The sequence below is a fragment of the Roseovarius sp. MMSF_3281 genome (genome assembly GCF_030733685.1).
GTDB lineage: Bacteria > Pseudomonadota > Alphaproteobacteria > Rhodobacterales > Rhodobacteraceae > Roseovarius.
The window spans coordinates 1-26,647 of sequence record NZ_JASHIM010000025.1; the positions used below are offsets into that span (position 1 = coordinate 1).

Here is a 26,647-nt window from a genome sequence, read left to right on the forward strand (position 1 = left end):
AATCCTGCTTCGCCCCGCCCCGCCCCTTCCTGCCAAGTGATTCGCAGGCCGCGCGGGACTATGCGGCTATCATCCGCGGTGATTTCGAAAATTACATCCAGGATATCCAGAGCTATTTCCGTTGCCTCGACAGCGAACGCGCCCGCGCGTTCGAAGAAGCGCGGGAAGTCAGCGAGGACTATGGCCGATTTCTGCAATTGGTAGGGGATTGATGGGCAGCCTCGGGAGCATCAGACTAGCAGCCCGTGAAAACCAGACGCCGATAACACCCTCAAATATCTACTTTTTAGATAACAGATTTCATCCGCTAGCGACGTCACAAAAGGTATGTGACGCGTGGCAAAGACAATCAGAACAAATGGCCAGTTGGCGCTCGTCCGCGCGTTGGTTGACGCACGACAGAATGCGGGGCTCAGTCAACAGCAGTTGGCGGCGAAGATTAAACGCCCACAGTCATTTGTGGCACGTCTCGAAAGCGGCGAGCGCCGTATCGACGTCGTGGAGTTCACAGTCCTGGCGAGAGTCATTGGTTTTGACAAAAATGAAGTCCTGTCGATTGTCGAAGCCGCCACGGAGCCCGACCACAGGATTTGAACCATTTGATTGATCGAAAACACCGGTGCTGAATTCTCCCGGTGTGAAGAGCGCTATCACGAGGACAGACAGTAACCGATATTAACGAGGCTTGGCCCGCGGTTGCAGCCAACGATTTGAGATTGAAATCCTGGCTGCTATCCACAACGCCGAATTGTAGGAAGTCAGTAAAAATTGAACGAAGATGAGGTCGAAGGCGTCGCGATCGCGAATTTGATCGGGATGGATGAGCGTAGTGTTGTCGGGTGGGTGTATCGCTGGAATACGGGCGCGCTGGCGGTGATGTGGGATGTCAATGGCCCGCAGCGGGTTTCAAAGTGTCTGCCTGACCTCAGTGACGCTGAAAAGCGTGAAATCGACTTCGGTGGATTGACCCAAATTCCGAGGCGCGACAGCTGGCAAGATCAGTCATGACAACTCGAAGCCAATCGAGGGTATCTGTGCGTAAAGCGGTACCCTGGGCAGAGTTGACTCGGAGAGTGGCTGCGGCGAATGACGTTTGACAGGCCACTGGAACGGGTCAGTAATCGACCTGTTCAAACCCATAGTTACCCGCGTAGTCGCGCCAATCCACGAATACCGATCGATTAAAAACGCTTGGGCAGTTCGACCCCCAGCCTTCGAGCCCGACATGAGCATCGGGTAGAGCCGTCGGCGCAGATACGGCCCATGAAAATTTGCCCTGCGTGCCGTAGGTGCCAAGATAGACCAGTGCATAGCGTCGGCATTGATTATTTTCTCCAGTTTCTTGCTGAGAGGCGAAGCGAACATCAAAAACTCGAATGGATCGGACAAAATTGAACTCTGGTCCGCTGATGTCGATATCTGCACGATCTTGAACGAGTCGCAGGGCAAGTTCGACGGGAACGAACTCGTTTGATGTTTCGTCAACGCTCCAAACGGCCGTTTTTGCCATTACTTCAGGTGCTTGACGGATCATGGGAAATGACTGGCGTGGCCGCACATTATCAGTCCAGAAGAACGCGTCGAAGGTCCGATTTGTTCCGCTCGGTTGAGGTTCGATCTCATAGGAGGCGCCCATGGGACAGCGCCAGATTTGTAGCGGCGGTTCCACCGGCCAAGGCGTAATTCGTCGGATGAATTCGGCCCGGGCCCGGGCGCAAGGAACGGACGCGGGCCAGCCGCCAGACAGGCAGAGGAGGATCGCGCAGTCGATCGGGTATGTCTGCGCGCGGGTGGGCATCGGCAAGGAAACGCCCGCAAGGGCCAGAGCAACAGCGACCGAGGGGAGGAGCTTTTTGAATGAATAACGCATGCTGAGGAGCCTTTGTGACAGGAGGTCAGCATATATACAATAATATACTATCGCAACATTAAGTATAAAGGCGCATAATGAAGTTTATGTTAACCAACTGGCACCCTGAGCCGCTAAAACATTACGATTTGGTAGTGCTCCGGCAAGTGCAGTGCCAACGTACTGAAGTTACTCCTTTGCGAAAGGAGCGACTATGTTTAGAAAATTCGGATTGCTCTTGGGCCTCGCAACTGCTGTAGTTCTTCTGTTTATGGTTTCAAACAGATGCTGCCTTCTGCGAAGGCATCTGATTGAAAGCTCCCCTACCTTTCACTTACCCAAGCGATTGCCGCATCCGTTCCCGAGGGGTCGAACTGGCGGAGTTCGGCCTTGGTCAGCACATCGGCGAACTTGGTGCCCCACTCCATCAAAGCCCCTTCGCCCACCACAGCAACGCGGTGGAAGTCGTTCCTATGGGCTGTGTCGATCTTCAGATCTTCGAGCAGAGCGGACGGCCCCTCGTAGCCTTCAAACCTCGTAAGATCGAGAACCAGGCCGGGCTTGCTTGTCTCTTGCAGGCGCTGATGAAGCAGGGCGTGCATCCGCTTCAGGTCGCTTTCGCTGAGCTTGCCCTCGCAGGCAAGGCCAATCATCTCGTCATGATCTGTCAGTGTCTCGGTGAACATGGTTTTTCTCCTCTTCTTCCGGCTTGCCGTGACCGTAAAGGTTAGCGTTTTGGTGCGCGCGGTCTTCGTGCTCAAATTCCAGACTCGAATGACCGATGCTGAAATCGTCCTTCAGCCGGTCCTTGATCGTGGCCTTGATCTTTTCGATTTGACCCCAGCCGTCCGCTGTCAGCACGACGTGGCAGTCCAGAGCCGCCTCGTGCTCCTGCATCTGCCACAGATGCACGTGATGAACGTCCGCGACACCATCCACACCCCGCATCGCCTCAACGACGGCTTCATTGTCGATGTCCGGTGGACTGCCGAGCATCAGCGTCCGAATCGGACCGCCGATCTCGGTAAATGCGAGGTAGAGGATGTAGAGAGCGATGCCGATGGTGATCGCCGGGTCGACCCACCGCATGTTGTAGAGGAGGATGAGCGAGCCGCCGATGATGACCGCCACGGAGGCCAAAGCGTCCGATAGGTTGTGCAGGAAGAGCGCACGGATGTTCACGCTGCCTTTCTGCATCGAATAGGTGAGCAGCGCCGTCAACGTGTCGACGACCAGTGCCACACCGCCCAGGATCACCACCGTCCAGCCCTGTACCTCTGGTGGGTCGATCATGCGCATGCCACCCTCGTAGATCAGGTAGAAGCCGATCAGGATAAGTGTCGTGTAGTTGATGAGCGCTGCGACGATTTCTACCCGCCCATAGCCGAAGGTCATGCGCTTGTCCGCCGGGCGGCGAGCGATCTTACGCGCGAAGAAGGCGATCACCAGCGACGCCATGTCCGAGAAATTGTGGAGGGCATCCGCGATCAGCGCGAGGCTGCCGGAAAGGATCCCGCCGACGATCTGCGCGACCGTCAGGAGGCCGTTGGCCCAGATGGCGATGGAGACGCGACGATCACCGGATTGAGGATCGATGTGGGCGTGGCCGTGATCATGCGGCACGGTTCGTCTCCTCATGGCGGTGGTTCGGCCGATTGAATCCGGGGACCGGCGGCAAGATTCCGCGGCGGATGCGGCGAACCCTGGCATTCATCCAGTGACGGATGACGTGGCGATAGAGCAAGTCGCGCACAAATCCGAAGTTCTGGCGGTGCTTTGAGTAAAAATCGTCGGGAGCGTCAAAGGTTCCGAGATCGCGAGCAATACCGGTTTTCTGGATGTAGGTGTCATTCCCGGTCCAGGCAACAGGCGGGGCGCTCAGACTTTCCGTTCCAACCCCGTAGCCGCACAGACTATCCGTGTCGCGGAATTCGTGCTGCAACGCTTGCAAGAAGGACGCGTCCAGGATGAAGCCTTCTAGATTGACCCATCCGTCCCGCAAGTGCACCTCTACCCAGGAGTGGAGGATTTCGGACGGCGCGAGGGGATAGACGAGTTCCGGAATGACGCCTCTCTGAAGCGCCTTGTGGATTGTGAATCCGTGCAGTCGGCAGCGAACTCCCACGCCACGCAGCAGGGCCATGAGGAGCGTGCCCTTGGTGTTGCACTGCCCGTGGCCATCTGCGAGGACCTCGGACGCCGGAATGTCGTCGGCGCGGTTGTAGCCGAAGGTAATCTCGTTCCTGACGAAATCGTAGATGGCCCCAATTCGGTCGTCGCTGGGAAGGTCTGCCCAGCCGCGCTCCTCGATCAGTTTTGCAATTGAGGTCGCGTCAAATTCCAGCAGCCGGGTTTTGGCCAAATGAGGGTCGGCGGGGTTCACGGGATATCTCCTCGAATCGTTCACGAGAATATGTAGTTGCTACAGTCACTGTAGCTTCAAGCCCCGATTTCAGGCGATGTCCTCACTTGCCTGATTGTCATCGTGCACCGCCTTGTGGTGTTCACCATGCGCGTCTTTCAGGATTCCGACGCCACCCCAGGCCGCGATGCCGGCGACAATCACACCCACGACAAGGTCCGGCCAGTTCGTTCCGAGCCAGGCCACGAGCCCGCCTGCGACGACGATTCCGAGATTGGCTGCGAAGTCGTTCCAGCTGAAGGTATTCGCCGCTCGGATGTTCACGTCCGGATCGCGAAGCCGCGCCAACAGCCAGACGCAAAGTGCGTTGATGGCCGCCGCTACCAGCGCCATGACAATCATGATCGTGCCAAGAGGATCCGATCCGCCGACGTAGCGGCGCCAGGCGTCATACAGGATGCCAAGGGCGAAGAGGATCAGCAGGCCGCCCGAAACATTTGCCGCTCCGCGCTTCCACTTGGTGGAGCGGGACAGCGCGAAGAGGCTGATCGCGTAGACGAAACTGTCCGACAGATTGTCGAGGCCATTGGCGATAAGCGCGCTCGAATCGCCGAATGCGCCCGAGGCGAAGAAAGCGATTGCCAGCCCGATGTTGAGACCCAGCACAATCCAGAGTGTGCGTCTTTCCGTAGCGTTCTTCTTCTCTACCACAAGCTATTGCCAATCCTCGAACCTTACCGAACTGCAACCACGAGCGACGAGCTAATGTTCTGAGAATCTTCCGTCGATCTTGAATGAATCAAAGGTAATCGAATCCGATTTCGCGCTTGAGCCGGACGAGCCCATTTCTTAATCGCCTCGCGGCGCGGCAAGAATAACTGTCGCCCCCAGCAAACAAACGGCTGTGCCAAGAAGATCCCACCTATCAGGCCTATGTCCTTCGGCCAACCACATCCACAGAACCGAGGACGCTATATAGACGCCACCATAGGCTGCGAATGCGCGGCCCGCGGCGACAGTCTCTACCTGCGCCAGGAGCCATCCGAACACCACGAGGGCAGCAATGCCAGGCACAACCCAAAGTGCCGAGGCGCCGAGACGCCACCAGGCCCAGATGGCGAAACACCCTGCAATTTCGGCAAGTGCCGCGAGCGGATAGGCAAGCGCAGCGGGCATCTCAGGCGCCGATTTCTTCATGCTCGGTCAGGCATTCGGAATGGTCGCGCAGCACCTCGAGCACACGGCAGTCGGAAGTCTGCCCGCCGCTGCACTCATGCACCATCCGCTTCAGTTCCGTCCGCAGCGCCTCGAGCCGCGCCAATCGTTGCTCGACCTGTTTGAGTTGCCGACGGGCGATTGCATCCGCCTCCGCGCACGACTTGTCTGGATGATCGCTCAGATCAAGAAGCTCACGGATTGCGTCCAGCGAGAACCCGAGTTGCCGCGCATGCCGGACGAAAGACAAGCGGTCAAGCTCACTATCTCCATAGCGCCGCTGACCGCCAGCCGATCGCCCGGGCTCGGGCAGGAGTCCGATCTGCTCGTAATAGCGGATCGTCTGCACCTTCGTCCCGGTCCTTTTTGCCAAAGTGCCGATTGTGAGCATATCACCTCTCCAAACTATCTACAGCCCGTGTAGCTTTAAGCGTTTTTTTGCACAAGTTCCGCTCGGCATCTCACAGGTCAGTGAACATCGCTCTTTCATCCAGAATAGGTCTTGAACCTACAGTAGCTAGAGGGTGTAAACGCGCCTAAAATATAGAATCAAATTCGGGCGGAGCGGCGTGCGGCTATCAGGTCTTCAGAAAGTACTACGGGTTTTGGCGGGTGTGGCGGCGCTCGTTTTCATCTGGTCGTTGTTGTGGTGCGACTATTTTGTCGCCCAGCATCGGGTCTCGACGGGCGCACTATCGTAAGTATCGTGAACAGACAAAAAAGGACTAACCTTGAAACGGCGCTAGCCTGAGAGCGCGACACCATGGAGAGCGGGTCCAGCTTGTGTTCGACGCGGAAAAACGACTGTTTTGTAGGAAGCCCAGACGAGCATCGCTGTCGCCTAGTTAGTCGGAGTCTTGGCTCTGCCCACTGTTTGAGGGGTCGACGCCGTCACAAAGGCGTTCGGGACTAGCACGTTGCTGTAACTTCCCGAGACTGAGCGCGAAGAAAAAGAGGTCAGAATATGCGTACAACCTTGGCAGGGTATCAGGGATTGCTTATCAGTCTCGCACTCTTTCTTGTTTTTGTGGCAAGCCCTGTTCGCGCCTTGGAATCCAATGCGTATCGTTCCGAAGTTCTGACGGCACGTTTGATCGTCGCGGAAGCAGGAATCGCCCCAGGATCGCAGTTCCTTTCGGCGGGTTTGAAGATTGAACTGGAGGAAGGATGGAAAGCGTACTGGCGGTCGCCAGGCGAGGTTGGCCTGCCGCCAGAGATCGATTGGGAGGGGTCCACAAACCTTGAATCCGTCGACATGCTTTGGCCCGCACCCACGCGTTTCCGCGCCTTCGGAATTGAAAATTTCGGCTATGCCAAACAAGTAATATTTCCATTGCAGTTGCGGCTTGCGAACTCTGATAGAGCGCCCGAGCTGAAGGGACTCGTCGATCTGCTGATCTGCTCCAATGTGTGCATTCCGGAAAGGTTTGAATTGACACTCCCTGTGCCATTGGGAACGGGCGTCGATGCGAAAGCCGCGACCGATATCGCGACATGGGCCGCTCGCGTACCTGTTGCAGGGCCAGAAAGTGCAATAGCGGTCTCGGGCGCATCGCTGAAGCAGGATCAGGCATTGGTTGTTCAAATGACGCGGCCTTCTGGCTGGAACAATCCCGATCTTTTTCCAGAGTTTGGTGCAGGCTCTGCATTCGGCGCACCCGACATCCGCCTTACAAGTGATCGCACCGGTCTCTGGGCAAGTATCCCGATTCTCGCGTTAAGCGAGGAACAAACCTCCCTTCGAATTACGGTCGTAGACGAGGATGTCGCGGTTACATTCGATGATGTGAACACTACCGACGTTGTACCTGCGCCACCTTACGCATCCGAGACCAGCCAAGATAGGGGTCAGTTTTTCCCGATTCTCTTGCTGTCCTTCCTGGGAGGGTTGATACTGAACGCAATGCCATGCGTCTTGCCAGTTCTATCGATTAAGTTCGGGTCGGCGCTCCGAATGAAGAATCGCTCCCTTTCACAATTGCGCGCGGGATTTCTCGCTACGGCTGTGGGAACTGTTGCTTTTATGTGGGTGCTGGCCTTGGCGGTCATAGCGCTGCAGACGCTCGGATATGCCGTTGGATGGGGTGTGCAGTTTCAGAATGCATATTTCCTAATTGCACTCATTCTCGTTGTCGGACTCTTTGCGGCAAATTTGTTTGGAGTTTTTGAAATTTCTTTGCCCAGCAGCTGGATGGTTAGGCTATCTGGCCGCTTTGGGCGGGGGTATGCCGAAGACTTCTCCACCGGCGCTCTGGCTGCGATACTTGCAACGCCTTGTTCAGCCCCGTTGCTGGGGACAGCCATTGCCTTCGCCCTTTCTGGCACGACAGGCGATATACTTGCGGTTTTCACAGCGATGGGGATTGGGCTTGCACTGCCATATATTCTGGTTGCCGCTTGGCCTGGTTTCCTGTCTCGACTGCCCAAACCGGGACCCTGGATGATAAGCGTGAAGATCGTTCTCGGATTGCTGCTTGCCGGAACCGTTGCATGGCTATGCTGGGTCTTGATTGGTGTGACGTCGCCAACTCTCACAGGCCTGGTGCTGCTGGGTCTTGGGCTCATCGTACTGGCGGCGAGAGCCTATCAGGTTCAGCCTCGTAACGGTTTGCTGTGGGGAATGACTGCGGTTTTGGGCATGACGTTGGCGGCCCCTGCACTGCTGCCAAAAAGCTCCGATGATGTAACAGCCTCGATCACTTCTTACTGGGTCGAGTTCGACCGGTCCCGGATCGCGCGTGAAGTGTCGCAGGGCAAAACTGTCTTCGTGGACGTTACTGCGGATTGGTGCATCACTTGTAAAGCAAACAAAACCCTGGTCCTGGATCGTGAACCAGTTTTGGGAGCACTTGGCGAGGAAGGCGTGATTGCGATGCGCGCGGATTGGACGCGACCGGACGCGAAAATCCAATCCTATCTCGAGGCGCACGGCAGATACGCAATTCCGCTCAACATCGTCTACGGTCCAGATGCTCCTGAAGGTATCATTTTATCTGAACTACTATCTGCGGATGCCGTTCTCGAAGCACTGTCGGCTGCCAATCTCAGCGCTGTCCGAAAACGATGACATAGTGCCGTTGCATTGCTCAAGGGAGGCAGAACCTACAGTGGTTTAGTTTCAGGTGAAAGGAAAGCTGTTATGTATCTGAGACCACGCGGCCCCAATTTATTTGTTGATCCGATCCAATCGGGCCGTGGCGGCGGCACGCATAGGGTCGGTTTCCGGAAGGCTTTCGGCCAAGGTGCGCGCATTGTCGGCGGCGTTCTGGGCAGCATCAAAGTCACCCAATACACTGTACGCCTCCGCAAGCCGAAGCCATCCTTCAAGATTGTCTTGGTCATCCAACAATCGCGCCGCCAAGCGGTCAACCATGGAGCGGACGAAAGCGCTGCGTTCCTCGACCGACATGTCCTGAGCGGCCTCGATATCGGCCGCACCGGGGCTACGCGCGTCCCGAGAGTCCGGAAAGAAATCAGCTAGGGTGACAGGGCTCTCTCCAACCTGTTCCCCCAATCGGTTGGCGACAGACAGGAAAAGTTCCATCCACGGATAGGCGCGATCCGCTCTCTTGAGGCGCTCGATCAAAAGCGTCCTCGCTTCATCTGGAACCCCGTCCTGTTCGAGGATCCGGGCTCTATAGAAAATTGGGCCTGGATCATCGGGGTCCATCTCCGATGCGCGTTCGATCACGCTTTCCGCTTGCGGCGTCACGATCCCGTTCTCGGCTGCGATCAAGGCCTCGGCATATAGCAATAGGGTTGAGATATCTGCATTGTCGCGGACAGTGACGCGTTCGAATGCATCGGCGGCATCATCGTAACGAGCCATACGCATATAGGTCTGACCGAGCAGAACCCAACCATCACTTGGTCCACCAGACTCGTCTGCTTCAAGCCGGGTTTTTAGTCTCTGGGTCAACTCTGAGAGGTTTGCGGCTTCCTGGGTTTCAGATGCGCGAGACGCCAGAGGCTGGCTTTCGATCTGTGGCGAGCCGATTTGAGAATACAGAGCGAAGGCTACCAATGGCGTGGCAATGGCGGACGCGAAGATGGTGCTTCGCCCACTTGCGCGCGACGATTCACGTGTCGCAAGCCGACCGGCAGCCAGAATGCGGCGTTTGATTTCAACCCTGGCCGCGTCGGCCTCGGTAACGGATATCAGATTCCGCTCTTGATCAGTATCAATTTCGGAAAGCTGATCCTTGAGGATAACCAACGCTCCATCCTTTCTGTTCAGGACTTCACCCGTTCGATAGAGACCGGACAAGAACAGAAGGACAGTGATGGATGCCATCGCGCCTAACACCAACCAAATCATGGGTCTCTCCGTCCTTCATTTTCATGAAAAATGGCTTCGAACTCACGCTCTTCATCGGGGCTCAGTGGATCAGCAGTGCCATCAAGAACGGCCCTGCTTCGGCACCTGATTGTGACAAAGACAACGCCAATCCCAACGGCAAAAAGAACCGCTGGTCCGAACCACAACAGATACGTGGCGGGTTTCAGTCGCGGCCTGAACAGGACGAAGTCACCATATCGATCTACGAAAAACGCAATGATCTCGTCATTTGTTTCACCTGCAATCAGACGTTCGCGCAGCAAGGTGCGCATCGTTCGGGCAACACCCGCATTTGAGCTATCGATATCCTGATTCTGGCAGACAACGCAGCGTAGCTGCTTTGAGAGCTCCCGGGCGCGCGACTCAAGCACCGGATCATCCAGCAACTCATCTGGCTCCACAGCCCATGCCGCGGTTGTTGCGGCAAGCATCAGCACCAGTGAATAGAGCCAACTCTTCATGATTGACCACCTGCTGCGGCCAACGCAGCACGAATTTCATCCTGTGCCTCTGGCGTCACAATGGGACCAACGTAGCGATAGACTACGATACCGTTCGCATCGATCACAAACGTCTCAGGCACCCCCGAAATACCCCATTCGATACCGACCCGGCCCTCGCTGTCTGATCCGATCCTCTCATAGGGGTTGCCAAGCTCCTCCAGCCAGTTTGCGGCATCTGCTGGTTTGTCCATGTAGTTAATCCCCATCAGCCGAACACCGTCCTGTTCAACAAGCCTGGTTAGCACCGCATGCTCAGCACGACAGGGCACGCACCATGAAGCGAATACATTGACCAAAACCGGCTCGCCAATGCTACGAAGGGCTGCGGCCGACAGTCCGGGGGTCTGCGTGCTCTCTACCGGTGGAAGCTCAAAATCCGGAACTGGTTCGGAGACCAAAGCGGAAGGAATTGCGTTAGGATCTCGGTCTGGGTTGAGCCCCCAGAACAAAAATCCACCCAAGACCACTGCGACCAGCGCTGGCATCGCGAGAAGGATTTTCTTCATCATATCATTCCGCCGGTTGAAGCGCTGACGACCGGCTTTTTGGCGACGGCGCACCCACCCGCAATCTGCGGTCCGATAGCGAAAGGGACCCGCCAAGCACCAGCATCGTCGCTCCGATCCATATCCAATTAACCAGTGGTTCGTAGAGAATGCGCAAATTCCACTGGCCCGACGCCTTTTCGGTCGCAGGCTCACTGATGGTGACGTAGAGATCACCTCTGAGCGTTGATCGGATTGCAGATTCGGTTGTGGACGTCCCCGCAACTGGATAGTTTCTGCGCTCCGGACGAAGAAGCGTAATCTCCCGTCCATCTTTCAAGACGCGAAGCTGGCCTTGTTGTGCGATGTAGTTTGGACCACGCAACCGTTCGACACCGTCGAATATTACCTCAAAACCGGCGATTTCCACGGTCGTCCCCGGTTCTGCGAAAAGAACACGTTCTTCCTTCCAGGCTGTGGAACCTACAAACCCAAGCACAAGCATTGCAACGCCAAGATGCGCGAGCGTCATACCGTGCGCAGCGCGCGGCAAGTTCCGCGCGCGACGCAGCGACTGTGAAAGGGGTAAATCAAAGAGCTTGATGCGCAACGCCCATTCGCGCAACGTTGCAACAAAAACCCAGGCTGCAATCCCTATTGAGACCACTGCAAGCAGGGGCCCGTCTGTCTGAAGGTACCAAACGATCCCCGCAACACCAATCGCGATACCAAAAACCAAACGCAGCCGCTGCCAGATACCGGGAAGATCGGCCCGTTTCCAAGACAGGAATGGGCCAATTCCCATGATGATGACTAGCGGCAGCATGAAAGGGATAAACGTCGCGTTGAAATACGGTGGTCCTACAGAGATCTTTTCATCAGTCACCGCTTCCACAAACAACGGATAGAGTGTTCCAAAAAGGACGGTCGCCGTTGCGGTCGCGAGCAGAAGGTTGTTGAGCAAAAGCCCCGCCTCGCGGCTAATCGGCCGAAATACGCCACCCGATCCAAGCTGAGGCGCGCGCCATGCGTAAAGTGTCAGTGAGCCGACAATGGTTACGCCAAGAAGGCCGAGAATGTACACGCCGCGCGCCGGGTCGACCGCGAACGCGTGAACGGATGTCAAAATGCCGGATCGGACGATAAATGTCCCCAGAAGTGACAGTGAAAAGGTCAGGATGGCCAAAAGAATGGTCCAGCTTTTGAACGTGTCCCGCTTTTCCGTGACGATAGCGGAGTGCAGGAGTGCCGTACCCAGCAGCCATGGCATGAAGGATGCGTTTTCCACCGGGTCCCAAAACCACCAGCCGCCCCAGCCAAGTTCGTAATAGGCCCACCAAGAGCCGAGTGCGATCCCCGCAGTGAGGCTGATCCAGGCCGTCAGAGTCCAAGGCCGCACCCAACGCGCCCATGCGGGATCCACCCGACCCTCTATCAGAGCCGCGACCGCGAAGGAGAAGACGATCGAGAAGCCGACATACCCAAAATACAAGAGCGGGGGATGCATCGCCAACCCGATGTCCTGCAGCAGAGGATTAAGGTCTGTGCCATCCAGAGGCGGCGGAAACACCCGCTCGAACGGATTGGATGTAAAGAGCATGAAGCTCAGGAAACCGACGCTGATCCAGGCTTGAACGGATAGAGTTCGCGCTTTGAGACCAACCGGAATGTTTCTGCCCAGCAGCGCGACCCCAGCCCCGAAAAGTACGAGAATAAAGGTCCAGAGAACTAGAGACCCTTCGTGGCTGCCCCAAGTGCCGGCAACCTTGAAGATCATCGGCTTCAGAGAGTGGGAATTTTCAACCACGTTTCGAACCGTGAAATCACTGACAACAAAGGAGCGCATGAGCGCGCCAAACGCAATTGCAACTAACGTCACCTGAAGCACCGCTGTTGTCTTTGCACTTTCCATCCAAAGCACGCGTCCCGTGCTTGCTCCGACAATTGGCAAGATGCTTTGAACAATCGCGACGGCAAGCGCGAGGGTAAGGGCGAATTGTCCGATCTCAGGTGTCATTTTGCGTCCTCCTGAGTAGCGCTTCTGCATCCGAGCCGGACAAGGTTTCCGCATCGGGATAGTTCAGCATGTTCATCGTCCATTCTAGTGAGATCATATCGCGACATTCTCCACTTTCCGCCTGTGTTCGCTTCTGTGAATCGCAACCGAGTTGGGGTTGGGCGGAAAACCGAATGGGATGAAGTTCTTTGCGCGTGCATGCCGTGAGCAGGATCCGACAGTTGATTCGCGTCCTTTGTAGTTCCTGCAGTCGCTGTAGGTTCAAGCGTTATTTTAGACTGATACCTTAAAAAATGACCCATGCTTGCAGTGCATCTGCGTAGCAGCTTTGTATCTGCAGGCCCGGTTTCCGCAGGCGTCGGATTTAGCGGAAATTGCCGTTGCCTTCCCTTGATGGCCACCTGCAGGGTCAGACGAAGCAGCGAAACATTGAGTGACGGCAGGTTTTGAAGCGCTGAATAGAGAGCATTAGCTTCACAGGTGCGTGACGTGCTGCCGCAGGGCAAGAATCACGCTTGAACCTACAGTAGCTAGAGGGTGTAAGCGCTCTGAAAATATAGAATCAAATTCGGGCGGAGCGGCGTGAAGCTTTCAGGTCTTCAGAAAGTGCTATGGGTTTTGGCGGGCGTGGCGGCGCTCGTTTTCATCTGGCTGTTACTGTGGGCGGACTATGGCGCCGATATTACCCAAGCCGAGAATGAACCACCTTTCCTTGCGCAGTTCGAACTGACGGACCATCGCGGCATGGTCCAAACAGACGAAGATTTCGCAGGGCGCTGGATGCTGGTCTTCTTTGGTTTCACCAATTGCCCCGACGTCTGTCCTACAACACTGTCCGAAGTCGCGGCCGTGATGGAGGGCTTGGGCGACGAGGCGGCAAAGGTCCAGCCGATTTTTATAACGATTGATCCGGAGCGGGATACGCCGACAGCACTTGCCGGGTATGTGCCCCTGTTCGACGCAGGGATCATCGGGCTGACCGGCACGCCGGAGCAGATCGCCGCAACATCCGAGACCTTCCCAATTTTCTTTGAGAGGATCGAAGAGGCCAGCGCGCCGGATGGCTATACAATGGGGCACACATCGCACCTGTTCCTTTTTGATCCGCAGGCGGGCTTCGCCGATTCCTGGCCCTACGGCACACCCGCCGAAGAGATCCTTGCGGATCTGAGAGAGAGGATCTGATCGCCATGACCCGACTTTCCGGAGAAACGGCCCTTGTTCTTGCTTGGATCATTGCGCTTATCTCATCGCTTGCCGTGCTCTTTATTGGCGAGGTTCTTGGTCAAACGCCTTGCGTCCTTTGCTGGTTCCAGCGCGCCTTCATGTTCCCCCTGGCTGTCGTTCTTGGGCTCGGGCTGTGGTGGCAAGATCCTCGCGTGGGGCGCTATGGCGTTGCGCTGGCGCTTGGGGGGGCGGCGGTGGCGTTGTATCACATCGGCCTCTATGTCGGGCTGATCCCCGAGGCGATCCAGCCCTGCAAGGCGACCGGCCCCTCTTGTACCGACGACAACCAGGTGGTCTTCGGCATTCCGATTCCGCTGATGGCGCTTGTCGCCTTCACGATGATCGGGGTGCTGTCGGCCATTTCACTGAAGGAAAAACAAACATGAATCGACGCGGTCTCGTTCTATCCGTTCTGGCTGTTGGTGCCGCAGGTTTTGGCGGCGCGGCCTGGTATGCCACCCGCCCCCAACCCATTGCAGAGGCAGTCCCTGTCGCGCCTGAAGTGAACGATGTGCTGATCCGGCCCTATTCCCCGATCCTCGGCCCCGAAACGGCACCTGTCACGATTGTCGAGTTTTTCGATCCAGCTTGCGAGGCCTGCCGCGCCTTCTATCCCGTGGTCAAGGATATCATGACTGAGCACGGTGATGCGGTCCGTGTCGTCATTCGATACACTGCCTTTCACGGGGACGCTTCGGTGGAAGCGATCCGTGTTCTCGAAGCTGCGCGGATGCAGCATGTGTTCGAACCCGTGCTGGAAGCGGTCCTGCGCGAGCAGCCGCGATGGGCGTCCCATGGCACTCCGGCACCGGGTTTGATCCTTGAGATTGCCGCAAGCGGTGGTCTGGATGTCGAAGCTGCTCGGACACAGATGCTGGCCCCCGGTGTCGTGGCCGTGCTCAATCAGGACCGCGCTGATGTCGAAGCGGTTGGCGTTCGACAAACGCCCACGTTCTTCGTCAACGCCAAGCCATTGGACCCGTTTGGTGAGGCAGAACTGCGGCGACTGGTGGCGGCGGAAGTTGCGGCCAGCCAAAGTTGATGCTCGGCCAGATACAGGAGAATTCTTCATGACAAAACTATCTTACATCAACGGTTTGACCCTTGTCTTACTGCTCTCGGGCATGTCGACTCCGGCATTTGCCGGTTCGGAGGATGTGGTCGTCGAAAACGCGTGGTCCCGTGCTTCAATCGGGGTCAACCGCCCTGGTGCCGCCTATATGACTGTGCGCAACACCGGTGAAGACACGGTCACGCTGACCGGGCTTACAACACCACTGGCCGTGATGCCCCAGATCCATGAGACGAAAACCAACGCCGACGGCGTCAGTTCTATGGCGCCTGCTGACGAAATCACGATTGAACCGGGCCAAAGCGTAGCATTGGAACCGGGCGGACTGCACGCCATGCTCATGAAGCTGCAAAACCCGATGATCGAAGGCGAGACCTTCCCACTGACACTGACGTTCTCGGACGGTGGTGAAGTGACTGTTGAGGTCCCAATTCTGGGGATCGCCGCGCGCGGGCCGGAGAGCTGATGCAGCGTCGGCATGTGGTCCAATACGGTGCAGCCGGTGTAGGCGCTGTCGCTCTGATGCTCGGGGTCGGCTGGTGGCGGGTAGACGGTCCCGGCGCACCAAAACCGGCCGGCCAAAGGCCTCTCCCCCTGTCGGCGATGGATTTCCGACTGACCGATCACGAAGGCAATGAAGTGGGCCCAGAAGCCCTGATTGGACGCCCGACCATGGTGTTTTTCGGGTTCACCTACTGCCCGGATGTCTGCCCCACGACGTTATCGGATATCTCAGGTTGGCTTGAAGATCTCGGGGACGACGCCGCGCGGATGAACGTGGTCTTCATCACAGTCGATCCAGAGCGGGACACGGCCGAGGCCATGGCCGAATATGTCGGCTATTTTCATCCGGCCATTCGCGGCTGGACGGGACCGGAAGACCAGATTTCCCGCGCTGTAGAAGCATTTCGTGCCTCGTATGAGCGCGTTCCGACCGAAGGCGGCGACTATACAATGAACCATACGGCAAGCGTATTCCTGTTCGATGCCAAGGGTGAACTCGTCACCATGATTGACTATCACGAGCCAAGAGAATTCGCAGTGCCGAAGATCCGGCGTGCACTGACAGAAGACGTAGAGGGGGCAACATGAATATTAGAATTGTTTTGGCGAGCGCTGTGGTCGCAGGCGCTTTTTCGGTGACCGCCATCGCCATATCTGGCGTTCTTTCCAAAGAGCCAGTGCCTCCTGCGATTGCTGAAGCCACCCTCTGGACTCCCGATCCGCTCTCGATGCCTCAGATCGCCGACTACGATGTGACACCGCCCGCTGCATTTCACGCCGACAATGCTAGCCCAATGCGACCTCTGCCGCTCTTGCAATCCGTCTTCGCAGAAACCGCCTTGCCCGAGATTGAACCGCCTTTGATAACCTGGTCGCGTGAGATCGCGTCGGGCGAGACGCTGGATGCGGTCCTGGCGAACGCGGGTATCGCTGCGCCTGCGCGTGCCGAAATCGCGCTCGCGCTTGGTGCAGAATATGACCTGCGCCGATTGCGCCCGGGCCATGAGATCACTGTGATCTCAAAGGTGGACGGAAATCCGAGCCGCGTGGAACTGGCAGTTGACGATGGGGTGCGGATCGAAACGGTCTTTGGTCAGGAACTTGTCACACGCGTGTTGGAGCCAGACCCTGAAATGGTGACGTTCGCGGGCGAGGCAGTGATCGAAAGCTCTGTCTTCGCGGCATTGGACAAGGCGGGCATCCCTGCTCGCTTTGCGGTCGACATGGCGCAGATGCTGGGCGGCACAGTGGATTTTCGACGCGAACTTTCCGGTGGCGAGACGATGCGTCTTCTTTGGCGCGAAGCGCGCGACGGAAACGAGAGGATCGGTCAGCCCGAACTTGCCTTTGCCGCACTGAATCTTGGTGAAACGGTCTACGAGATCGTCTGGCCGGATGACGGCAGCGGCAAAGCGACGATCTATGTTGATGGAGAGGTCCTGCGTGTCTTTGCCCAACCGGTGGAAGGAGCGCGGCTGAGTTCCGTCTTTGGCCGTCGCACACACCCAGTCTATGGGAATGTGCGCATGCACACCGGCGTCGACTTTGCTGCAGCAAGCGGTACGCCGGTGAAAGCGACGGCGCCCGGACGCGTGAGCTTCATCGGACGTCGCGGTGGATATGGCCGGGTGGTGGAGATAGCGCATGGATCCGACACCCTGACACGATACGCACATCTCAGCGAGGTGCCGGACACACTCGAACAAGGGCAGCGCGTGATGGCCGGAGACATGATCGGTCGCGTCGGTGCGACCGGCACCGCGACCGGCCCCAATCTGCATTATGAGGTTCTTGTCGATGGTCGCCCGACGGATCCTCTCTCAGACGACCGACTGGCAGAGGCGGCCGAGCGGGATGCGGATGACACGGCTGCACTTGAGCGATTGGCTGAGGCACGCACGCTACTGGCCGAGAGGCTCACCAGCGAATTTATGCAAACAACAACCGAAAGGCTTTAATCCATGAAACGACTGGCTCTCGCCCTTGCAGTCACGCTGGCCTTGTTCCCCGCGGCGCAAGCTGTCGCCGATGCGATCCAGATTGATGTCCGGAAGACAAACGGCTGCGGCTGTTGTCTGTCCTGGATGAAGCACCTCGAGGAAAGCGGATTCGCGCCGACAGGCGAGGACATGTTCGGGGGATCTCTTGTGCGCTTCAAACTCGACAATGGCGTGCCTCAGCGCATGGTCTCCTGCCATACGGCTTTGGTCGACGGCTACGTGATCGAAGGACATGTACCGGCATCAGACATTCAGCGTTTGTTGGATGAGCGTCCAGATGCAGTGGGGTTGGCGGTGCCCGGAATGCCCTATGGATCGCCGGGCATGGGACCGGAAGACGATCGTGAGGCTTATGAGGTCTTCCTGATCCGCGGCGATGGATCGACCGAGATCTTTAGCAGTTATTCGGCCGCTGACTGACGTATCGGCGAGACCTCAGCGCTTGGAACCCTTCTCCCCAATTACCCTTGGCTTTCTTGGAAGCCTGGCCGCCGGATCGCTGACCGCGGTCGGGGCGATCCCCGTTCTTTTCGGGCGCATCCCATCCCGGGCTACACGCGATCTGCTACTTGGCTTCGCAGCGGGTGTCATGCTCGCGGCCTCGTTTTTCTCGCTGATCATCCCGGCTCTCGATGCAGCCGAAGGACAGTTCGACAACGGTGCTCTCCCGGCGGCCATCGTTTGTGTTGCGATCCTGCTTGGCATGGGCGCGGTCGCTCTGATGAACGAATGGCTGCCGCATGAGCATTTCAAGACGGGGCGGGAAGGCCCAGACGCTGCTTCGCTGCGCCGCGTCTGGCTCTTCATCATTGCGATCACGATCCACAATTTCCCCGAAGGACTCGCCGTTGGTGTCGGGTTTGGGGCTGACGGTCTGTCTGGTGGCTTGCCGCTTGCGATTGGCATCGGGCTGCAAAACGCTCCCGAGGGTCTCGCCGTAGCGGTCTCATTGCTTGGTGAGGGTTATTCCAGGCGCCGTGCGTGGGGGATTGCCGCCCTGACAGGTCTTGTCGAGCCGGTAGGCGGGCTTCTTGGGGCTGGGATCATCAGCATCTCGCAGCCGCTGTTGCCATGGGGGCTCGCCTTCGCCGCCGGGGCGATGCTCTACGTCATCAGCCACGAAATCATTCCCGAAACCCACCGTTCAGGCCATCAAAACAGGGCGACACTCGGTCTCGCAGCCGGCCTCGTGATCATGTTGTTCCTCGATGTATGGCTGGGAGGATGAGATGAAACTGACCCATTTCCAAGGTTTCATTGCGGCTGGAACTGCTTTTCTTGTCGATCAGGTGACAAAAGCAATTGTCGTCGCCAATGCGGCAGATTTGAGCGCCGGAATTCCGGTCTTTCCCGGTTTCAATCTCATCTACCTGCGCAACGATGGCGTGACATTCGGATTACTTGGTGGCGCGCCATGGTGGAGCCTTACGGCGTTGGCCCTCGCTGTCTGCGGCTGGTTGACCGTCATGTTGGTGCGCACTGCCAACCCGGTTGAGGCTATCGCCTATGGTGCGATTATCGGTGGCGCGCTCGGCAACGTCCTCGACCGCATCCGGTTTCGGAGTGTGACGGACTTCCTCGATTTCTATGTCGGATCCACGCATTGGCCCGCCTTCAACATGGCGGATGTTTTCGTGGTCAGTGGCGTGGGCCTACTGCTCATAGCCCCTTGGTTGAGCGCCAAGTTGAAAACAGGCACATGATGGCGGGCTTGCGACCACTGACGGGTCGTGGCCGTTACATTCCCCTGCGATCAGGGATTAGCTTTGCAGCGGGCGGTTTAACGGTTTTAACCCTTCCACCATTCTCATGGCTCATCGTTGTTCCAGTCGCCTTCTCAGCACTCTTTCTCGTCCTCCGGCAGGTTTCGACAGCGCCTGCCTTCTTCATCGGCTGGGTCTTCGGAATGGGCCAGTTCGGGTTTGGAGTTTCCTGGATCGCCGAGAGCTTTTACGTCGATTCCGAACGTTTCGGTGCCCTTGCGATCCCGGCAGTCGCGGGACTGTCCGCCGGACTGGCCATTTTCCCGGCGATTGCGGCGATGTTATTTGCCACCATCATGCAGCGCCGTGCTGTCGGCGACACTACGGCAGGTCTTCTGCTTGCAACCTGCTGGGTTGCCGCAGAATGGCTGCGTGGTCATGTCCTGACAGGGTTTCCCTGGAACCTTGCCGCTTATGCCCTTGTCGAACACGCCGCTCTGCGCCAACCCGCCGCCTGGGTAGGAAGCTATGGGCTGAGCTTTCTCACGGTCTTTATAGGGCTGTTGCCCGGTGTGTTGATTGTGGCGGCACCAAACAGACGCGTGCCTGTTCTCGTGCTCTTCGCCGTTGTGGTGATGGGCCTCTGGGGTGGCGGCGCGCTGCGTTTAGGGACGAATGTGCCTCCGACGGACAGCGCTTTGCGCATCGTCCAAGGCAATGTGCCGCAAGTCGAGAAGTGGGCACCGGGCAGCCGCGAGCGAACGCTGGAGAAATATTTGGGCTTGTCGGCGCAACCTGGACGCTTCGACCTGTTGCTGTGGCCGGAAACGGCCTTTCCCGGTTTTCTGGACGAGGACGCCTTGGCGCGTAGGCGGCTATCCACGGTTCTGCCAGACGGCAGGATCCTTTTGACAGGCGTGCCTGACCGCGTAGAGGGCGATGGGGGAACCCGATATTTCAACACGGTTCAAGCCTATGACGGCAGCGGCGAAATTCTGACGGGATATGCAAAACATCATCTTGTTCCGTTCGGGGAATATGTGCCCCTGAGAGGCTGGCTGCCGATCGAGCGGCTGACCGAAGGTTTGGGTGATTTCACGCCAGGACCAGGGCCACGCACGCTGGCGATCCCGGGTGCGCCTCTGGTCGCGGTGGCGATCTGTTACGAAATCATTTTTCCGGGCCAGGTAGTCGATGACCTTTTTCGCCCCGACTGGATTTTCAACGCCACAAATGATGCCTGGTTCGGGACCAGCATCGGACCCGAGCAGCACCTCGCCTCCGCGCGCATGCGCGCGGTCGAAGAAGGGCTTCCTGTAGTCCGGGCGGCCAACACCGGGATTTCCGCGATCATCGACGCCAAGGGAGAGATCATCGCGCGCCTCGAGACCGGACAAACTGGAGTCATAGATGCCAGCCTGCCGACAGCGCTTGCGCCCACACCTTACGCACGTTTCGGTGATTGGACATCGCTGGCGCTCATCTGTGCGGTCTGGGCTCTAGCCTTTACCGTCGGATTGGTCAGACGACGTTTCAATTCAGAAAAATCAAAATCGGAGGAATCGTGATGCTGGTGCTCGCAGGCTTTGTCGGAGGGGCGCTCTGGGGTGGCTATCTGGCGCAACGGCGGAAAGGGAACCGCCTGGATATACTTCAATACGCGACAAGCTTCGGTATTGCTTTCGGCCTGCTCGCTTTTTTCGCCTCGGTGATCCTCTTGCGCATCACGTCTTGAGATTACTTTGGCACCGGCAACGAATTGAAACGACTATTCAACATATTACTGTACTTGCTCCTGGCGGTTTTTGCATTAGGACTGACCGTATCCGGTGTCGTCTACTTTCTTTTGCGCGCCTCCGTCCCCGACTATGACGAGGATTTCAGTGTTGCGGGTATCGAAGGTCCAGTCGATATTCTGCGAGATGCTGCGGCCATACCGCACATTTCTGCAGACTCCGCTCCGGACGCCTATTTCGCGCTTGGTTTCGTTCACGCTCAGGACAGGCTTGGCCAGTTATTGAGGGCAAGGCGGGCAGCGCAAGCCTTGATGCCACTTGACCGGACGATCGAAGTTGAGCCTTCGACAGCCCAAGCGCTCGACGCATATGCCGCAGGTGTCAACGCGTGGCTTGGCCTGGTGTCCGAAGGCGGGCGCGGCAGAGGCTCACCCGATCTGTTGATCGCGGATGAGAGAATGATCGCAGCCTGGAGACCCGTCGATAGTCTCAGACTTGCCCAAGCGTTTCTGAACGATCTTCAACCCGAGAGACGGCAGAATGACCTGTCCGGCTTGTCAGATCTACCGATCCCGTCGGATCGACCTCTTTTGCCCGAGCTGTTTGTGACCTCGCCCAAGGTCAGCCTCGATGCTTGGGCGTTGCCTGGAGACAGAACAGCTACCGGAGCACCAATTCTCGCCGCCGATATACGTGGCCCCTTATCGCTGCCTTCTGAATGGTACCTGGCGGATATTCAACTCCCGACCGGAGCCGCGATTGGGGCTACATTGCCGGGTGTGCCCTTCATTGTCGTCGGTCGCAGCGAACGCGTCGCTTGGGCGTTCCGATCTGTGTCCCAGAAAGCCGTTAAAGAGCCAGAGAATCCCACGGCCGCGCAGGCCAGCAATTTTCTGATGATGCTTGACCGTCTGGCGCGGTCCGCCGATGTGAACGATGCTATGGACGCATGCATGAACCTGTCACCAGCCGGATTGGAGATTCTTGCGATCGACCGAGAAACCCTTGCTCGCTGGCCTGACAGGGAGGTCGAAACTCCTTTATCGTTTCGAGACGCCCGTCTGGCTGCTCTTGATGAGCGGCAGCCGATATTCTCGGTCGAGGGCGCGATTACGGTGCAGCGCGACACGGTCAGCGCTGCCGCGCGGGCGCTTCTTCCTATAATGGCAAAAGAGCTTTGGTTCGTGGGTTCCACAGGTGCTCTCGAAGAGAACCGCGCAAATGAGCTTCGCGGCGATATTCTGGATCAACTTGCCCAATGGAATGGCGACATGGATCGCTTTTCACCGGAGCCGCTCGTGTTCTGGGCCTGGGCGCGCGCGTTGCAAAAGCGAATACTTCAGGATGAATTTCCATCCGCGACGAAGGTCTGGGCCAGGCCAAATCCCGATGTCCTATTTGCGGTGCTTTCAGATCGCGGAGGGAGCGCAATCTGGTGCGACATCCGCCCGTCTACCCGCATCGAGACCTGCCAGGATCAGGTTCGTGCGGCCCTGGATGATGCCATCGGCTGGCTTGTCGACCGCTACGGACCCGATCCGTCCGCCTGGGCCTGGGGCGAAGCACACGCTTTGAATATGGGGTGGGCACCAATCCGATCGAGCGGGATCATCAGCGATCTGCTGTCTCTCGAAGCCCCATCTTCCGGCGATCCCGACACACTGATTGCAACACTGTTCACTTCTGACAATGACCGCCCGTTCGCGACCAGCGCGGGCACCAATTTTCAGGCGGTCATGTCGTTTTCGGAAGAAGCCGGATCCTATTTCATCGCGCCCGCCGGTCAGTCCGGCCACCCGCTCTCACGTTTCTATGAAAACCTTTTCCCCATGTGGATGCAGGGCAAATACCTTCCGATGTCCACTGATCTGTCCTTGGCCCAAGGTGGCGCAGTGGGAACATCTCGACTTTCACCAGTGTCCGTCGATGGGCCAGCAATACAACATGACAGGAGCCAATGATCACCTACTTCCTTAATTTCGACCCGTTTGGATATGCGATTTCGCCAGTGTCCCTTGTTTCCGTCAGTTTGGCCGCATGGTTCTACGTGCGCGGCCTCGCGCGATCCGCTCGCATTCGCGGGACGGTTTCTGTTTGGCGGCAAGCTCTGTTCTTCGCTGGCTTGACCTGTATTCTCGCGGCCACGAATGCGCCTCTGGCTTCGTTGGGGCACAGCCTCTTTTCGGTGCACCAAGTGGAGCATCTTCTCCTTCGCCTTGCAGGACCACTACTCATCGCGGTCTCTCAGCCGTGGCGATTATTGCAAGCCGGTTTGAACAGACGGTGGCGTCGATACCTCGGCGCTCTTGGAAAATCTATTACTTTGGGGCTCTTGGCACATCCGGTAACCGCCACTGCCGCGCTCATCACGTCGCTCTTTATCTGGCAGATTCCAGTGCTTTACGGACTTGCGCAGCGCATCGCGGCGATCGAGGTGTTCGCCCATTTTGCGATGGTGCTGGCAGGGATCTGGTATTTCGGCATGCTCTTCGACCCGAGAGATCCCCCTGAGGGCGCGAGGCGCGGCGCAAGGCTGATCTCCGGTTTTGCGGTGATCGTTTCAAACATTTTTCTGGGTTCCTTGACGACACTCAAAGAGGTGAGCCTCTATGCCTCCTACCAAACGGCGGGAACCGGGTTGCTCGATCCCCTGTCCGACGAAACCATGGGTGGCTACACGATCTGGGTCCCGTCCTCGATGCTGATGATCGCCGCGATCATTCTGGTCATGAACGGGTGGAACGCGGCCGAGGTGCGTCGCTGGAATTCACGATACGAGTTGGTGCGAGGCTCGAACTCCGCGGCGCTCGAGTTTCCGGAAACGGCCGAAGAATTGCGTCTGAAAGTGGCAAAGCCAAACCGCGACATGGGCCGGACGCTCGCCATAGGCGCCTTGGTCATGTTCTTCATCGTCATGACGACGGTGGTGACTATTGTCTATGCGCTTTGAACAGAGGAGCAAATCAAAGGTTGTACCCACGTCTTTTCCCGCGATCGACATTTTCGCTGCACCGTCGTCGCAGTCAGAGATTTTGGGCACACTATCTCGGGCTGGCCAAGCTCAGAGGACACGAACGATTTTCTGCACTAAAGTTGACCATCAGAACAGACCCACCAGCCTTTGACTGCTGACGCCGCCGCCTCCTGAGTCTTGCTTTGCTGAATTTCGCGAGAACTTGATGCTGCGCTACTTGCCGCTCTCAGATTGCAGGAGGGCGTGTTCGAAGGCCTCCAGCGTGGTCGTGCTGACGTGATGCTCGATCCCCTCCGCATCGCGTTCCGCAGTCTCTTCGTCGATTCCCAGGCTGAGGAGAAACGCGACGACGATCCTGTGCCGCCGGCGGCAGGCCTCGGCCAACTCCCGACCGGCATCCGTGAGGAATATGGCGCGGTAAGGTTCCCGCCGCACCAGGCCAGCAGCTTTGAGTCGCGAGATGTTCTTGGTCACGGTCGGCGGCTTCACTCCAAACCGTTCGGCGATTTCCACCGGCCTTGCCTCTCCGCGCGACTCGATCAGTTCGGCGATCAGTTCAACGTAATCTTCCGCCATTTCGCTCTCATGTGCCTGACGCACGGTCGCGAATCCCTCAGCCTGTGCTTCGGGAGCCCTGTCGACAGTTTCGAACGGTTCATGTTCCTGTGATTGCAGCTTTGTCATACTTGGGACTTTGCAGGGAAACTGCAGGATTGACAACTTGTTTGCATAGGGTAGATAAATTAGCCGTGGCTAACTTTGAAGTTGGGAGACCACGGTGATTCAGAAATTCCTTGGAGCGTTCATTGCCGCACTCGCAAGTGCGCTCGTCCTGTCCGGACCTGTCGCTGCGACGCCCGCCAAGGAGGCCCCATGGCTTCCAGAGGCGGCGGCCTACCGGTTGACTCTCTTCCTCGCGAATCTCGAACCGCTGCCCTGGGATGACGTCGGGACCGCCTGGGCCGAATCCTACCGGGGTTCGGAATTCGCTGTCGGTGCATTGGCTTGGCTGAACGGCAGCAGCGACATTGGACCCGCGCCCCTTCTGAACGCCATAACTCGCAAGGACCGCCAGGCGGTCTTCGCCGAGGCGACGCGGCTGATAGCGCGCAGGATCGACGAGGAACTGGACCGGGCAGTCATGGCCGACGACCCTGCACGTGCACAGCAGGCCGTGCGGACAGCTCGAGAACTCTATCGCGCATTCGCGGACGGTATCGCGGCTGCTGATCCCGACGCTTCGAGACGCATCGGCCTCGCCTGGCTGGAACTCAACAGCAGCACAGGCTCCGCCGGTGTTCTTGGTGCTGGTGCCACACCCGCGAGTCGCAAAACCATGGAAGCCGCGCGCGAAGTCATCTCCGGCTATCTCGCCGAGAATTACCTCGTTGACGATTTCGCGCCCCGCCGGACGCTGAGCGCGCTGCCGGAAACTGTTGTCCTAAGTGGCCGCACCATCGAGGTGCCGCCAAGCCTGCCGCCGGGGTCTGACATGTTCGATCAGGATCCGCTGCCGCGCCTCGTCCTCAATTTCGAGGAGCAGGGCATCGACGAGACCGACCTGCCTTTGGTGGCATATGGCGACATGTTGTTCGACAGCGCGCAAATCTTTGGCAATCCGGCGCAGGACCTCGGGGTCGCTTGTTCGACCTGTCACAACCGCTCGGACGTCAACCAGCGGCTTTTCATTCCGGGTGCGAGCCATCAGCCAGGCGCGATCGATGTCGATGGCGCCTTCTTCAATCCGATCTTCAATGACCGGCGCGATGATCCGATTGACATCCCCAGCCTCCGTGGCCTGCGTTTCACCGGGCCCTACGGCCGCGATGGCCGCTTCGCCTCCTTGCGTGATTTCACCCGCAACGTCATCGTCAACGAGTTCGGCGGCGATGAACCGACGCCCTTCATGCTGGATGCTCTGCTCGCCTACATGCTCGAATTCGACTTCCTGCCCAACTCCATGCTGACACCGGATGGTCAGCTGACCGAAGCCGCTCCCGAGGCCGCGCAGCGCGGCGAAGCGATCTTCAATACGCCCTTCGCGGCGCTCGGCGACCGTTCCTGCGCCAGCTGCCACGTCCCGGACACGAACTTCCTGGACCGGCAGGCCCATGATATCGGCTCGGTTGCGTCGGCCTACGATGGCGCCCGCACCGGTGCGATGGATACACCCACGCTGCTCGGCACGGCCTACACCGCACCCTATTTCCATGACGGATCTCTGCCGACGCTGGCCGCTGTCGTGGACTGGTTCGACGAATCGAAAGCGCTCGGGCTGACCGCGGCGGAGAGGGCTGACCTGACGGCCTATCTGGAGACCGTGGGCGCAGCGGATGAGCCCTATGAGGCATTCGACGCCGAGAACACCGCCTTCCGGCTGGCATTCTCCGAACTGACGACATTCGCCTCGACGCTCAATACGTTGCTGCCACAGAGGGATGCGGAGCACATTCTGCTGCTGACCGACACCGTCGCCGCGGACCTTTCGGCGGACGCCAGCACAATGTCGAACTTGGCTGCGCGGCCCGAGGTCTACGCGTTGGCCGAGCGGCTGGCCGAGGTCGGTGCCGCCGTGCGCGGTGAAGACTGGGTGGCCGCCGAAGCCAGTTGGACCGCGTTCAAGTCCGAAGCCGACGCAATCGAAGAGAGGGCATTCTGATG

At 58.0% G+C, this 26,647-nt stretch carries 30 protein-coding genes; 18 read left to right on the forward strand and 12 right to left on the reverse strand.

Annotated elements, in window-relative coordinates; translation table 11 throughout:
* The 3 genes from RBB32_RS18350 to RBB32_RS18360 all read left to right on the forward strand — a co-directional run.
* A partial coding sequence (locus tag RBB32_RS18350) for a hypothetical protein (protein WP_306154859.1) occupies window positions 1–212 on the forward strand: 212 nt, incomplete at its 5' end.
* Between the two features lie 124 nt (window positions 213–336).
* Window positions 337–594 carry a helix-turn-helix domain-containing protein gene (locus RBB32_RS18355; RefSeq protein WP_306154860.1) on the forward strand — a complete coding sequence of 86 codons (258 nt, stop codon included), beginning with the start codon at window positions 337–339 and terminating at the stop codon, window positions 592–594.
* A gap of 174 nt (window positions 595–768) precedes the next feature.
* Entirely contained in the window at window positions 769–1,008 is a 240-nt protein-coding gene (locus RBB32_RS18360; protein WP_057821661.1) for a hypothetical protein, read from the forward strand.
* 106 nt (window positions 1,009–1,114) lie between these two features.
* Here the strand turns inward: RBB32_RS18360 and RBB32_RS18365 are convergent, their stop codons facing one another.
* The 7 genes from RBB32_RS18365 to RBB32_RS18395 form a co-directional block, all read right to left on the reverse strand.
* Window positions 1,115–1,870 (reverse strand): hypothetical protein, encoded by a 756-nt coding sequence (locus RBB32_RS18365; RefSeq protein WP_306154863.1) that lies wholly within the window; start codon window positions 1,868–1,870, stop codon window positions 1,115–1,117.
* A 302-nt stretch (window positions 1,871–2,172) separates the two neighbouring features.
* On the reverse strand, window positions 2,173–2,535 hold the full coding sequence (locus RBB32_RS18370; protein ID WP_037240108.1) for an STAS/SEC14 domain-containing protein: 363 nt from the start codon (window positions 2,533–2,535) through the stop codon (window positions 2,173–2,175).
* Window positions 2,507–3,472: a cation diffusion facilitator family transporter gene (locus RBB32_RS18375; RefSeq protein WP_037240111.1), complete on the reverse strand. Its 966-nt coding sequence runs from the start codon at window positions 3,470–3,472 to the stop codon at window positions 2,507–2,509. The genes RBB32_RS18370 and RBB32_RS18375 overlap by 29 nt, the downstream gene beginning before the upstream one ends.
* Window positions 3,462–4,232 (reverse strand): transglutaminase family protein, encoded by a 771-nt coding sequence (locus RBB32_RS18380; RefSeq protein ID WP_037240114.1) that lies wholly within the window; start codon window positions 4,230–4,232, stop codon window positions 3,462–3,464. The genes RBB32_RS18375 and RBB32_RS18380 overlap by 11 nt, the downstream gene beginning before the upstream one ends.
* 69 nt (window positions 4,233–4,301) lie before the next feature.
* Window positions 4,302–4,922: a cation transporter gene (locus RBB32_RS18385; protein ID WP_037240117.1), complete on the reverse strand. Its 621-nt coding sequence runs from the start codon at window positions 4,920–4,922 to the stop codon at window positions 4,302–4,304.
* 138 nt (window positions 4,923–5,060) lie between these two features.
* Window positions 5,061–5,387, reverse strand: a complete 327-nt coding sequence (locus RBB32_RS18390; RefSeq protein ID WP_037240119.1) for a YnfA family protein — start codon at window positions 5,385–5,387, stop codon at window positions 5,061–5,063.
* Between the two features lies 1 nt (window position 5,388).
* Window positions 5,389–5,817 carry a helix-turn-helix domain-containing protein gene (locus tag RBB32_RS18395; RefSeq protein ID WP_037240123.1) on the reverse strand — a complete coding sequence of 143 codons (429 nt, stop codon included), beginning with the start codon at window positions 5,815–5,817 and terminating at the stop codon, window positions 5,389–5,391.
* 573 nt (window positions 5,818–6,390) lie between these two features.
* Here RBB32_RS18395 and RBB32_RS18400 point away from each other — a divergent pair.
* A complete protein-coding gene (locus tag RBB32_RS18400; protein ID WP_306154867.1) occupies window positions 6,391–8,493 on the forward strand; it encodes a protein-disulfide reductase DsbD in 2,103 nt (700 codons plus the stop codon).
* Window positions 8,494–8,592: 99 nt separating this feature from the next.
* On the opposite strand, the gene ccmI is transcribed toward RBB32_RS18400, so the two are convergent.
* Genes ccmI through RBB32_RS18420 form a run of 4 tightly spaced genes read right to left on the reverse strand, consistent with a single transcriptional unit; the run spans window position 8,593 to window position 12,770 of the window.
* On the reverse strand, window positions 8,593–9,744 hold the full coding sequence (ccmI, locus tag RBB32_RS18405) for a c-type cytochrome biogenesis protein CcmI (RefSeq protein ID WP_027263709.1): 1,152 nt from the start codon (window positions 9,742–9,744) through the stop codon (window positions 8,593–8,595).
* Window positions 9,741–10,226 carry a cytochrome c-type biogenesis protein gene (locus RBB32_RS18410; protein ID WP_037240132.1) on the reverse strand — a complete coding sequence of 162 codons (486 nt, stop codon included), beginning with the start codon at window positions 10,224–10,226 and terminating at the stop codon, window positions 9,741–9,743. The genes ccmI and RBB32_RS18410 overlap by 4 nt, the downstream gene beginning before the upstream one ends.
* Window positions 10,223–10,774: a DsbE family thiol:disulfide interchange protein gene (locus tag RBB32_RS18415; protein ID WP_027263707.1), complete on the reverse strand. Its 552-nt coding sequence runs from the start codon at window positions 10,772–10,774 to the stop codon at window positions 10,223–10,225. Before RBB32_RS18415 ends, RBB32_RS18410 begins: the two co-directional genes overlap by 4 nt.
* A gap of 4 nt (window positions 10,775–10,778) precedes the next feature.
* The gene (locus tag RBB32_RS18420; RefSeq protein WP_008282980.1) at window positions 10,779–12,770 is read right to left on the reverse strand and encodes a heme lyase CcmF/NrfE family subunit; all 1,992 of its coding nucleotides are present in this window, start codon (window positions 12,768–12,770) and stop codon (window positions 10,779–10,781) included.
* A gap of 618 nt (window positions 12,771–13,388) precedes the next feature.
* On the opposite strand from RBB32_RS18420, the gene RBB32_RS18425 reads away from it, so the two are divergent.
* Genes RBB32_RS18425 through RBB32_RS18485 form a run of 13 tightly spaced genes read left to right on the forward strand, consistent with a single transcriptional unit; the run spans window position 13,389 to window position 23,962 of the window.
* Entirely contained in the window at window positions 13,389–13,955 is a 567-nt protein-coding gene (locus RBB32_RS18425) for an SCO family protein (protein ID WP_027263706.1), read from the forward strand.
* Window positions 13,956–13,960: 5 nt separating this feature from the next.
* On the forward strand, window positions 13,961–14,383 hold the full coding sequence (locus RBB32_RS18430; protein ID WP_037239850.1) for a disulfide bond formation protein B: 423 nt from the start codon (window positions 13,961–13,963) through the stop codon (window positions 14,381–14,383).
* Window positions 14,380–15,039 carry a thioredoxin domain-containing protein gene (locus RBB32_RS18435; RefSeq protein WP_008282983.1) on the forward strand — a complete coding sequence of 220 codons (660 nt, stop codon included), beginning with the start codon at window positions 14,380–14,382 and terminating at the stop codon, window positions 15,037–15,039. Before RBB32_RS18430 ends, RBB32_RS18435 begins: the two co-directional genes overlap by 4 nt.
* Before the next feature lie 28 nt (window positions 15,040–15,067).
* On the forward strand, window positions 15,068–15,535 hold the full coding sequence (locus RBB32_RS18440; protein WP_008282825.1) for a copper chaperone PCu(A)C: 468 nt from the start codon (window positions 15,068–15,070) through the stop codon (window positions 15,533–15,535).
* A complete protein-coding gene (locus RBB32_RS18445; RefSeq protein ID WP_037275514.1) occupies window positions 15,535–16,161 on the forward strand; it encodes an SCO family protein in 627 nt (208 codons plus the stop codon). The genes RBB32_RS18440 and RBB32_RS18445 overlap by 1 nt, the downstream gene beginning before the upstream one ends.
* Window positions 16,158–17,531, forward strand: a complete 1,374-nt coding sequence (locus RBB32_RS18450; protein WP_085818096.1) for a M23 family metallopeptidase — start codon at window positions 16,158–16,160, stop codon at window positions 17,529–17,531. The genes RBB32_RS18445 and RBB32_RS18450 overlap by 4 nt, the downstream gene beginning before the upstream one ends.
* A gap of 3 nt (window positions 17,532–17,534) precedes the next feature.
* Window positions 17,535–17,993: a DUF411 domain-containing protein gene (locus RBB32_RS18455; RefSeq protein WP_008282828.1), complete on the forward strand. Its 459-nt coding sequence runs from the start codon at window positions 17,535–17,537 to the stop codon at window positions 17,991–17,993.
* Between the two features lie 22 nt (window positions 17,994–18,015).
* Entirely contained in the window at window positions 18,016–18,801 is a 786-nt protein-coding gene (locus tag RBB32_RS18460; protein WP_008282829.1) for a ZIP family metal transporter, read from the forward strand.
* Complete coding sequence (gene lspA / locus RBB32_RS18465) at window positions 18,782–19,276, forward strand: signal peptidase II (RefSeq protein ID WP_008282830.1); 495 nt, start codon at window positions 18,782–18,784, stop codon at window positions 19,274–19,276. Before RBB32_RS18460 ends, lspA begins: the two co-directional genes overlap by 20 nt.
* Entirely contained in the window at window positions 19,273–20,844 is a 1,572-nt protein-coding gene (gene lnt, locus RBB32_RS18470; RefSeq protein ID WP_050775788.1) for an apolipoprotein N-acyltransferase, read from the forward strand. The genes lspA and lnt overlap by 4 nt, the downstream gene beginning before the upstream one ends.
* Window positions 20,844–21,011, forward strand: a complete 168-nt coding sequence (locus RBB32_RS18475) for a hypothetical protein (RefSeq protein WP_008282832.1) — start codon at window positions 20,844–20,846, stop codon at window positions 21,009–21,011. The genes lnt and RBB32_RS18475 overlap by 1 nt, the downstream gene beginning before the upstream one ends.
* A gap of 24 nt (window positions 21,012–21,035) precedes the next feature.
* On the forward strand, window positions 21,036–22,973 hold the full coding sequence (locus RBB32_RS18480) for a penicillin acylase family protein (RefSeq protein ID WP_085818095.1): 1,938 nt from the start codon (window positions 21,036–21,038) through the stop codon (window positions 22,971–22,973).
* Window positions 22,970–23,962, forward strand: coding sequence for a cytochrome c oxidase assembly protein (locus tag RBB32_RS18485; protein ID WP_037275512.1), 993 nt, complete (start codon window positions 22,970–22,972; stop codon window positions 23,960–23,962). The genes RBB32_RS18480 and RBB32_RS18485 overlap by 4 nt, the downstream gene beginning before the upstream one ends.
* Window positions 23,963–24,199: 237 nt before the next feature.
* On the opposite strand, the gene mntR is transcribed toward RBB32_RS18485, so the two are convergent.
* Window positions 24,200–24,670 carry a manganese-binding transcriptional regulator MntR gene (gene mntR, locus RBB32_RS18490; protein ID WP_005641374.1) on the reverse strand — a complete coding sequence of 157 codons (471 nt, stop codon included), beginning with the start codon at window positions 24,668–24,670 and terminating at the stop codon, window positions 24,200–24,202.
* Between the two features lie 94 nt (window positions 24,671–24,764).
* Here mntR and RBB32_RS18495 point away from each other — a divergent pair, with 94 nt between their 5' ends.
* The gene (locus RBB32_RS18495; RefSeq protein WP_085818094.1) at window positions 24,765–26,645 is read left to right on the forward strand and encodes a cytochrome c peroxidase; all 1,881 of its coding nucleotides are present in this window, start codon (window positions 24,765–24,767) and stop codon (window positions 26,643–26,645) included.
* Window positions 26,646–26,647: the final 2 nt, after the last annotated feature.